An 11,317-nucleotide genomic window follows, 5' to 3' on the forward strand; every position below is an offset into this window, starting at 1 on the left:
TAAGAAACCATGCGATAGAGGAACTGGTACTCAACGCCAGCCACTTAATTTTTCCATTATCAATACTGCTTAATTCTTAACCGAAAAGTATTGCGCTTGGATTAGCGTTAAAAACTTCAGTACTTACACAAAAATTCTCTGAAACTCTTAATACTCCCATTGCAAACCATCTCTAAAGTTTAAATTTTCAATGAAGATATATTGAAAATAACTATGATTTTGAGGAAATAGGTCAGAATGAGAGAACTAAATCTTGTAGTCAGTGCCCTTTCATACAAACATTGTAAGATTGCAGCATAATTTGTTGTGAAATTAGTCTTTGAATGTAATTTAAAAGCTAAAAATGTCACTGTAAATACTAAGCAAAAAGACTAATAACTAAACATATAAAAGCTTTAACATCCTTGCGTGGTGTTGCAGCCATATTAATTGTTATACATCATTATGTTGGTTTCCTCATACCTGATTTAGGGAAATAACAATATCATCTTAAATACATTAAATTTTTTATTACTCATTTATCCGGAACAAAATTATACTCTATTTTCCCTGATTTACTGGTTTATCAAAAAATCTATATCGTTAATATACAAAAGTATCTTTAATGTGAATTTTAGAACACACTTTAATATTTATCAGGAATTACTCATTGTTGTTCAGTATATTTTAGAGTCTGAACTGCATCCCCAACCCATAAATTTATTGAGTTAAAAGTGCAGCAATAATTAAAAACTACACATTTCGTAAAAAAATATATTTTTTGCGAAAATTAACTATGAAATCAATAACTAATTCATCAACCCAAAATGAAACCGAATTGTTGGTAAATGAGTATCAAGCCTCATTATCAGAAAATAACTTAGAAGGAGATAATTTAATATTACCTATCTTGAAATACTCGGAAAAAGACCTGCTAATCGAGTGGAATCAGACTCAAACTGATTATCCTCAGCAAGCGTGTATTCATCAATTGTTTGAAGCACAAGTAGAGAAAACACCTAATGCTGTAGCACTAATCTTTAATAATCAGTATCTCACCTATAGAGATTTGAATAGTCGTGCGAATCAACTAGCACAATATCTCCAAACAGTAGGGGTAGGAACAGAAACTCTTGTAGGAATCTGCATAGAGCGCTCTTTAGAAATGGTTGTAGCACTTTTAGCTATTCTCAAAGCAGGTGGAGCTTATGTGCCATTAGAATCAGGGTATCCCCAAGAACGTTTAGCTTTCATGCTGTCAGATACTCAGGTATCAGTATTATTAACTCAAAAAGAACTAGTTGCCAAATTACCTACTCATACAGCATTTGTAATTTGCCTAGATGCAGATTGGAATGCGTTGGCAAAGCCCACCTTACCCCTACGGGAAAGCAAGCTACGCATAGCGAATGCACCAGAAGGTATCGTCCAAAATAAAAATGAGAACCTAAGCACTAGCATTACTGCTGATAACCTGGCTTATGTCATGTATACTTCAGGTTCTACAGGTACACCCAAAGGTGTTAGCGTTATCCATCGTGGCGTAGTTAGGTTAGTCAAAGAAACTAATTATGTTCAACTAACGGCTGAAGAAATAATTCTCCAACTGGCTCCTATTTCCTTCGACGCTTCAACTTTTGAAATTTGGGGTTGCTTACTTAACGGTGGGCGACTAGCAATTTGCCCTCCTAATACACCATCTTTAGAAGAATTAGGGCAGATTATTCAACAATATCAAGTTACTACTCTTTGGCTGACAGCCGGCTTATTTCATCTCATAGTGGATGAAAAAATTGATGCTTTAAAATCCTTGCGTCAACTTTTAGCGGGTGGTGATGTTTTATCTGTTCCCCATGTACAGAAGTTTCTCCAAACAGTAGAGAATTGTCAGCTAATTAATGGTTATGGGCCAACTGAGAATACAACTTTTACCTGTTGCCACACTATAACAGCACCACTGCAAGCAGGTGTCTCTATTCCTATTGGTCGCCCAATTGCTAATACCCAAGTTTATATATTAGATGACAACCTCCAACCAGTATCAATTGGAGAAACTGGCGAATTATACATTGGTGGAGATGGATTAGCTAGAGGCTATTTGAACCGTCCTGACTTGACTGCTGAAAAATTTATTTCTCACTCCTTTGATAGGAATTTAGCAACGCGCCTTTACAATACTGGAGATTTAGCTCGTTATCTTCCAGACGGTAATATCGAGTTTTTAGGTCGAATTGACAATCAGGTAAAAATTCGCGGTTTCCGAATTGAACTAGGGGAAATTGAGCGAGAGATTGCACAACATCGTGACGTTCGGGAAATTATCGTTTTAGCTCGTCAGGATGAAACAGGTGAAAAGCAGTTGACAGCTTATATTGTTCCTCAGTATAACAGTAGTTATACACACAATAAATTACGTAGTTTTTTACAACAGCGACTACCTAATTACATGCTGCCGTCAGCATTTGTGATGTTAGAGTCACTGCCTTTGACTGCAAATGGCAAAGTAGATAGACATAAATTGCCAGCACCAAGTAGAGAACGTCCGCAACTAGAACAAGCCTATATTGCTCCCCAAACCGATTTAGAGCGTTTGCTTGCAGGTATTTTGTCTGAACTGCTCAAAATTGATCGCGTTGGGATTGATGATAATTTCTTTGATTTGGGAGCAACTTCAATCTCAATTTTGCAAGTTGCTGTGCGGTTGCAACAGGAGCTTGGTATTGAGCTACCTACTGTGAAGCTATTTCAGTATTCAACGATTGGCTCTTTAGCAAAGTATTTGCATTCAAACCAGAACAGCCAACCGTCTCATGACAAGCTGCAAAATCGCGCCCAACGCCAACAAGCAGCTCGGACTCGTCGCCGTAATCATCAACAAGGTGTTTAAGCAATGGTGAATATGCAAACCTTAGATAACCAAGATCCTATTGATGGTGTTGCCATTATTGGCATGGTAGGAAGATTTCCTGGCGCCGAGAATGTCGATGAGTTGTGGCACAATCTGTGTCAGGGATTAGAGTCAACGACTTTTTTTAAAGATGAGGAGCTAGATCCTAGTATTGACCCGAACCTTTGCAAAGATCCTAATTACGTGAAAGCTAGAGGAATCATTCCTGGGGGGGAAACCTTTGATGCTGCTTTCTTTGGCATTAATCCACTGGAAGCTGTGGTTATGGACCCACAGGCTAGAGTTTTCCTAGAGTTGGTTCATGAAGCTCTAGAAAATGCTGGTTATGAATCAGAGTCTTTTGATGGTTTGATTGGTTTGTACGCTGGTTGTGGTCAAAATACTTATTTTGCTAACCATATTTCTGGTCGTATGGAAATTGTTGATCGCATTGGCGAGTTCCAGACGATGTTAGCAAATGAAAAAGACTTTTTGACCACTCGTGCTGCTTACAAGCTCAACTTCAAGGGACCTGCTGTCAGTGTTAATACGGCTTGTTCTACTTCTTTAGTAGCAATTATTCAGGCTTGTCAAGCCTTAAACAGCTATCAGTGCGATATGGCTCTAGCTGGTGGTGTATCTATGACTACACCCCAAAACAGCGGTTATGTGGCTCAAGAAGACAGTATGCTGTCTGGGGATGGGCATTGCCGTCCCTTTGATGCCAGCGCTCAAGGCACAATGTTCAACAATGGTGCAGGATTGGTTGTCCTCAAGCGTTTAGAAGATGCCCTTAATCAAGGCGATCGCATCTATGCCGTAATTCGGGGTTCTGGTATCAATAATGACGGCGCTCATAAGGTGAGCTTTACGGCTCCCAGTGTAGACGGACAAGCAGAGGCCATTGCAATGGCGCAAGCTGATGCCAACTTTCACCCGGAAACCATCTCTTATATTGAAGCTCACGGTACTGCTACACCTTTAGGCGACCCCATTGAAATTGAAGCACTGACGCAAGCATTTCGTGTGCATACAAACGCGAAACAATTTTGTGCGATCGGCTCTGTTAAGGGCAATGTCGGACATTTAGTAGCTGCGGCTGGGGTAGCAGGGTTAATTAAAACCGCTCTCGCCCTGCATTATAAAAAGATTCCACCTAGCTTAAATTTTGAGGCTCCCAATCCCAAGATTGACTTTGCCAACAGCCCTTTCTATGTCAATACCAAGCTAGCTGAATGGTCAGAGGGTGAAACTTTGCGACGAGCCGGTGTGAGTTCTTTTGGTGTCGGCGGGACTAATGCTCATATTGTGCTAGAAGAAGCGCCACAAATCCAAAATTCGGGATCTTCTCGCCCACAGCAGCTATTGTTGCTCTCGGCAAAAACTAGTAAAGCTTTGGAGGCTGCAACAGCAAATTTGCAGCAACATTTACAATACAATGCCGAAATTAACTTAGCCGATGTAGCTTATACCCTACAGCGAGGGCGCAAAGCTTTAAACTATCGACGCAGTGTAGTTTGTCACGATATAACAGATGCGATCGCAGCACTACAATCTTTAGATCCAAATCAAGTAAATACCCGTAATCCAGAAATCCGCAATCCAGCCGTTGTTTTCATGTTCCCCGGACAAGGATCGCAATATGTGAACATGGGACTGAATCTCTACAACCGCGAACCTGTGTTTCAGGAGGTAGTAGATGAATGTGCCCAAATCCTTAAACCTTTGTTGGGCAGGGATTTACGAGAAATCATCTATCCCGCACCGAGCGATAGCGAAACTGCGGCTATCTTCCTGCGGCAAACCTGTTTTACCCAACCAGCATTATTCGTCATTGAATACGCTTTAGCGCAACTGTGGCAAAGTTGGGGAGTCAAGCCCCAAGCCATGATTGGTCACAGTATTGGCGAATTTGTCGCCGCCTGTATTGCAGGTGTATTTACCTTAAAAGATGCGCTGATGTTGGTTGCAAATCGCGGTCGTTTAATGTGGGAGTTACCAGAAGGGGCTATGCTCTCAGTGCGCCTACCAGCCAAAGAAGTAGAGCCACGATTGAGCGCAGAACTAGCGATCGCAGCAATTAATGGCCCTTCTTTGTGTGTCGTTTCTGGACCAACACAGGCGATCGCGGCTCTGCAAAAACAACTAGAAAGCGAAGAATTTGTCTGTCGCCGTTTACACACTTCCCATGCTTTCCATTCCCCAATGATGGATAGCATCATTGCCCCATTTGCTGAGGTAGTTGGGAAAGTTAAATTATCACCTCCCCAAATTCCCTTTGTTTCCACAGTTACCGCCGACTCGATTACAGCCCAGCAAGCAACTGATCCGATGTATTGGGCTACACATCTACGCCAGACTGTGCGATTTGCCGAAGGTGTACAAACCCTATGGCAACAGCCAGAACGCATACTGTTAGAGGTGGGGCCGCGAATCACAACTACGACTTTAGCCCGCCAACAAGCAAAAGATATTAAACAACAGATAGCGATCGCTTCTTTGGGTGATAACGCTCAGAACGAAGCCGAATGGACGGCATTACTGAGGGCAGTAGGACAACTGTGGCTAACAGGAGTATCTATTGACTGGAGCAACTTCTATCAAAGGGAAACGCGACAACGAATTTCTCTGCCTACCTATCCCTTTGAACGCCAACGCTTCTGGATTGATCCTCCACCTCATCCCAATCGTGCAGCAACTGCCAAACTTCCAAATCGCCAGTCATTAGAAAAGACCCAAACTATGAAAACATACCCTCAGCAAAAGCTCATTCCTCTGCTAAAAGAAATTATCGAAGAAACCTCAGGATTGGAAATCGCTAATGTTGACGACTCAACAACGTTTTTAGAAATGGGATTAGATTCTTTATCTCTGACTCAAGTGGCGCTAGCGTTAAAGAAAAAATTTCAAGTCAAGGTAACACTTAGGCTGTTATTAGAAATTTACCCCAATTTAGGAACACTGGCTGACTTTATCAATCCAGCCCTGTCTGCCGAAACTCTATCAGCATTAGGATTAATAGAAACTGTTGTAGAACCCACTCCAGAAGTGCAATTACCAGCACCTGTAAACACATCACCCACTTTGATAGTCCATGAAGTTAATCCAAATGGATCTGCACCTGAGATTTCTCCCCAACCTGCTGCATCCAGTTTCCTCGAAAATGTGATTAATCAGCAGCTCCAAATCATGACTCAGCAATTGGCGCTATTGGGTAACAACAGTCAACCTGTAACAATCCCAGTTGTACCTGCGGTGACACCTCAAAATAATGGTGTCAAACCACAAAATGCTCTATCCATCCCAGCTACTCAAACGAGCAAAGAATCACTTCCATCGGTAGACACTGAGACGAATGGTGCAAAAAAGGCATTTGGTGCAGCAGCTCGAATTGAAAAGACCCAGACTAAAACTCTGACAGCGCACCAACGAACTCATCTAGACAAAATTATCCAAAGATATACACAACGGACTAAAAAATCCAAAGAATATACTCAATCCCATCGCCCTTATCTGGCAGACCCAAGAACTGTTTCTGGGTTTAACCCGACCATGAAAGAGATGGTTTACCCCATCGTAGCGTCTCGTTCATCGGGTTCTAAACTTTGGGACATTGATGGTAATGAATATGTTGATTTAAGCAATGGCTTTGGCTTGAATTTGTTTGGTTGGTCGCCACCTTTCATTACCAAGGCAATTGAAGCACAACTGAAACTCGGCATGGAAATTGGCCCCCAGACTCCCTTAGTTGGAGAAGTGGCGCGGCTAATGTGTGAATTGACCAACTTTGACCGAGCAGCCTTTTGTAACACAGGTTCAGAAGCGGTTCTGGGAGCGATGCGGATGGCACGCACAATTACAGGGCGTAACTTAATCGCCATCTTTTCTGGAGCTTATCACGGTATTTTGGATGAAGTAATTGTTCGGGGGACAAAGAAACTCCGGTCAATTCCCGCTGCTCCCGGTATCCCACCAGAAATGGTAGAGAACATCTTGGTACTAGACTATGATTCGCCTGAGTCCCTAGAAATCCTCAAAAATCGGGCTGATGAGTTAGCAGCAGTAATGGTTGAATCTGTGCAAAGCCGTCGCCCTGAATACCAGCCCAAGGAATTCCTCCACCAACTGCGTGATTTTACGGAGAAAGCTGGTATTGCCCTAATTTTTGATGAAATCGTTACCGGATTCAGAATTCATCCAGGTGGCGCTCAAGCGCATTTTGGTATCAAAGCTGATATAGCAACCTACGGCAAGATTGTGGGCGGTGGACTACCAATTGGAGTCATTGCTGGCAAATCGCAATATATGGATGCTTTAGATGGTGGGTTTTGGCAGTTTGGGGATGACTCAGTTCCAGAGGTAGGCGTGACTTACTTTGCTGGTACCTTCGTCCGCCATCCTTTAGCACTAGCAGCAGCCAAAGCAGTGCTTCAGCATTTGCTCCATTGTGGTCCCAGCTTGCAGCAAAATCTTAATGCAAGAACCGATAAATTTGTAGCGGAACTTATGGGCTATTTTCAGCAAGTTCAGGCTCCGTTTACAGCTTATAATTTCGGCTCTCTGTTCATGGTGAAGTCTACACCAGAGTTTCCCTACGGAGATTTGCTATTTTACTTGCTGCGGGATAAGGGAGTACATACTTGGGATCATCGTCCTTGCTTCTTAACGACAGCCCATTCCGAAGCCGATCTGGCTTTTGTGATGGCAGCCTTTAAAGAAAGTATTGCCGAAATGCAGTCTGCTGGCTTCTTGTCTGCACCGCCCATAGAAGTAACAAATTGCGATCGCCATAATGGAGTAGAACGCAATCGTCCTCCACAACCTGATGCCAGATTAGGAAGAGATCCCCAAGGGAACCCCGCTTGGTATATCCCCGATACCGAGCGACCTGGTAAATATTTACAAGTCGCAAGTGTTTCCTGAAATAGTTTTTTGAGCTAAGTAGGTAAGTATAAATAATAGTAATTTGGAGGCATTTTATGAGTTCATCTCCGATAATTTTGCAGCCCAAATTGACGCTTCCTGAACGCATTATTGAGGTGGATACCCCAGGCTTTCAAGAGACGTTTAACCATTCTCCATTTATGTTCTCCCATAATCTTGTAGGGCATCCTTTATTTAAGATTCCTCGTCTGATTGATCTGGCAAACAACCTCTTTCCGAAAAGACAAGTTTTTTGTTGTAAAAACGGCAATTATCCTGGGATTAAATGGGAGCAATTACCAAGGAAAAAACAAATTGTAGAAGCACTCTTAAACATTCAAGAATCAGATTACTTTATAATGTTTAAGAGTGCCCATATTGACCCAGACTATAAGGCTTTACTAGATCAAACCTTGATTGAACTTGAAGACCTTACAACTGTTCGTTTACATCGAGAGATTACCTGGTCAATAGCTACCATTATTGTTTCTTCTCCTCACTCAATCACCCCCTACCATATTGACCATGATTGTAATTTCTTATTTCAAATACATGGTGACAAGGATGTCCATCTGTTCGATCAAAATGATCGCTCTGTGTTGACAGAGGAAGAGATTGAGAATTTCTATTTAGGGCATATTTCATCAGCGAATTATCGAGAGGAGAACCAGAATAAGGCAAGTGTGAACCACTTAGTTCCAGGAAAAGGAGTTCACCATCCAGTACTAGCCCCACACTGGGTTAAAAATAGAGATAATTACTCTGTTTCCCTGAGTATTAACTTTTGTTTGAAGACGTGCGATTTACACGCCAGAATTTATCAGGTTAATTATTATCTCCGAAAACTAGGTATGCTGCCAACTCCTCCAGGACAGTCTGCATTACGAGATAGAACCAAAATTTTTGCTGTCGAAATGTTCTCTAAACGAAAGCCAGAAAATCATGATGAAGTGCTTCACTCCGGTATAAAAAGAATTACTGCCCCAGCAAAACTTTTCCAAGAGGTCGTGAGGTCACTAAAGCGATAATCATCTGTCGTAATTATTAAAAACAAAGCATACACCAGATTAAGATTAGGTTTTTCGATATGTCACTAACTAAATCATCCACGAATAAGCAGAATTCAATCAAGTCATTAGCTGAGAAACCTTCTAATCGCACCACTGAGGCTGACGATTTGCACTTCTACTCCAGTTTTAAAAAGCTCATTGATCCGATTAAATTTACCCAAAGGATGGCAGATAAAATACAGAAGTTTGTTACGAAGATAGTGATAAACATTCCTATTGTTTCAGATTACTATTACTACTACTGGTATTTTTTCCGTCATCTATCATATCGCGGGGTTTTCAATACCTATTCTGAAGCCTTGAAAGCCCTTCCTTCGGGTTCTCGCATCAGCCACAGCCAGCCTGAAATTCACAATCATCGCTCAGTAGCACAGTTAACTACTAGACGCGAGTTAGGTAAGCTTGATCTTATTGACTATCCAATGGTCTTTTGGCTCAAGTCAGCCTTCAATGATAGTTCAACCGTTTTTGACCTTGGTGGTAATGTAGGTGTCAGCTATTATGCTTGCCGTAAGTATCTCCAATACCCTAGTAATCTTCGCTGGTTGGTGTGCGAACTCCCAGAGCTAATTATCGCAGGAGAGAAGTTGGCCAGAGAGATTGACAGTCCAGGTTTGTCCTTTACAAGGGATTTTGCTAAGGCGGAGGGGATGGATATTCTTCTGACGGTTGGCACTTTGCAATATCTAGAAGTATCACTAGCTGATATTTTAGGAGAACTTAAAGTAAAGCCAAAGCATATCTTAATAAATCATACACCGTTTTATGAAGGCGAATCTTTTATAACATTGCAAAATATTGGCTATGCTTTTAGTCCATATAAAATTCACAACCGGATTCAGTTTCTTGCTTCTCTTACTTCAATTGGCTATGAATTAATCGATAGTTGGAAAATAAATCGTACCTGTTCTATTCCATTTCACCCTGACCGATTTATACATAATTATTATGGTTTTTATTTACGGCTCATTTAGTAAAGTTTGATGATATCATTTCTCTCAAAAAATAATTTTTATGGTTTTAATGAGCATTACCCACCAAAACCATAATTTGGTAAAGAATATTTAGTATACTTGTATTTCAAAAATCAGATATCATATTATGTCCGGTTAATTAGTTATAATTACCACATCTGTGCAAAAACTGGAAAACCTTGTTTTTCCTGCTATCTGAGGTCTTCATGATAAGTCTTTAAGCGGACATAATATCAATCTCATACAACCATAAAAATTATCATTAAAATATCTATTTTTTCGTATTTATAATATCATTAAATGCCATAAATATAATGTATAACCAAACCAATTCGCTCACTTCTCTGCGCGGTATTGTAGCTTTGGTTGTTGTACACCATTTCTCCTATTACACTTTGCCCAAAACTGGCTCCACTTTATCAGTATATAGCGATTTTTTTCAAAATGGATATTTGTGGGTTTATTTTTTCTTTATTCTGAGTGGTTTTATATGACCCACGTTTATATTGGAGATTTTTCATTAAGAGTTAATTCATCTAACTATCACTCATATTTATTCTCGCGTTTTGCCAGAATTTATCCTCTCCATATATTTGTTTTATTTCTATTTTTTGGATTAAAAATTGTAAAATTATTCTTACTAAATAATTTTGCTTTCACTGGTAAATTTAACTTAACTGCCCTTTTTGCTAATATTTTTCTTCTCCAAGCATTCGACCTAAGTTGCCCACCTTTATTGTGGTGTAATACTTATTGGAATGAACCAGCTTGGTCAATTAGCGTAGAGTTTGTTATTTACTGTATATTTCCATTTTTATTACTTTTCTTATTAAGAAATAGCGAAATAAATGATTCTATAATTTATATTTATACTCTCTTTAGTATATTACTACTAATCGCTTTTACCCGTGGGAATTTAGATAGTATTATTGGCATACCTTCGATAGCTAGATGCGCGCTAGAGTGTGTACTCGGTATTATAACTTACAAAGTCTATTGTAGAGGTAATTACAAAAAGTATTTCAATCTTAATTTCCTGACAATTATAGCTATAACTTGGATAATTCTAATTATGAATTACTACTGGCATCATTTGCATAGCCTTCACGATTGGCTAATTTTACCAGCGTTTTCTTTATTAATTTTAGCTGTATCTGTCAACAATAATGGTGTGATATCAAAAGGTTTAAATTTCCGGTTAATGCTATATCTCGGTACTATATCTTATTCGATTTATATGGTTCATTGGTTTGTTCAAGAAATGTTAAAAATATTCTATATTTATAAATTTCACCATATTTTCGGCAAAAGCTTCACAGAATATGAAGCCTTGACATCTCTAGGAGTATTTCTTATGATCATCATATTGGCTGCATCATTGACATATAAATTCGTAGAAGTTCCTAGGCGTAATTATTTAAAGTCTACAATCTTCGCTAAACAATGAATTGAACGCAAGTAGTTTGTCAAGAAAGATTTAAATA

At 40.0% G+C, this 11,317-nt stretch carries 5 protein-coding genes; all 5 read left to right on the plus strand.

The window, feature by feature from the left end; all coding sequences use genetic code 11:
* Positions 1–775: 775 nt before the first annotated feature.
* Entirely contained in the window at positions 776–2,866 is a 2,091-nt protein-coding gene (locus tag V7K21_RS06605; protein ID WP_335172639.1) for a non-ribosomal peptide synthetase, read from the plus strand.
* A 3-nt stretch (positions 2,867–2,869) separates the two neighbouring features.
* Positions 2,870–7,789, plus strand: a complete 4,920-nt coding sequence (locus tag V7K21_RS06610) for an aminotransferase class III-fold pyridoxal phosphate-dependent enzyme (RefSeq protein ID WP_335172641.1) — start codon at positions 2,870–2,872, stop codon at positions 7,787–7,789.
* Between the two features lie 56 nt (positions 7,790–7,845).
* Entirely contained in the window at positions 7,846–8,817 is a 972-nt protein-coding gene (locus V7K21_RS06615; RefSeq protein ID WP_335172643.1) for a cupin-like domain-containing protein, read from the plus strand.
* 59 nt (positions 8,818–8,876) lie between these two features.
* Positions 8,877–9,833: a TIGR04325 family methyltransferase gene (locus V7K21_RS06620; protein WP_335172645.1), complete on the plus strand. Its 957-nt coding sequence runs from the start codon at positions 8,877–8,879 to the stop codon at positions 9,831–9,833.
* Positions 9,834–10,323: 490 nt separating this feature from the next.
* Positions 10,324–11,280 (plus strand): acyltransferase family protein, encoded by a 957-nt coding sequence (locus V7K21_RS06625; RefSeq protein WP_335172647.1) that lies wholly within the window; start codon positions 10,324–10,326, stop codon positions 11,278–11,280.
* Positions 11,281–11,317 lie beyond the last annotated feature (37 nt).

This window comes from Nostoc sp. (assembly GCF_036919595.1).
Lineage (GTDB): Bacteria > Cyanobacteriota > Cyanobacteriia > Cyanobacteriales > Nostocaceae > Nostoc.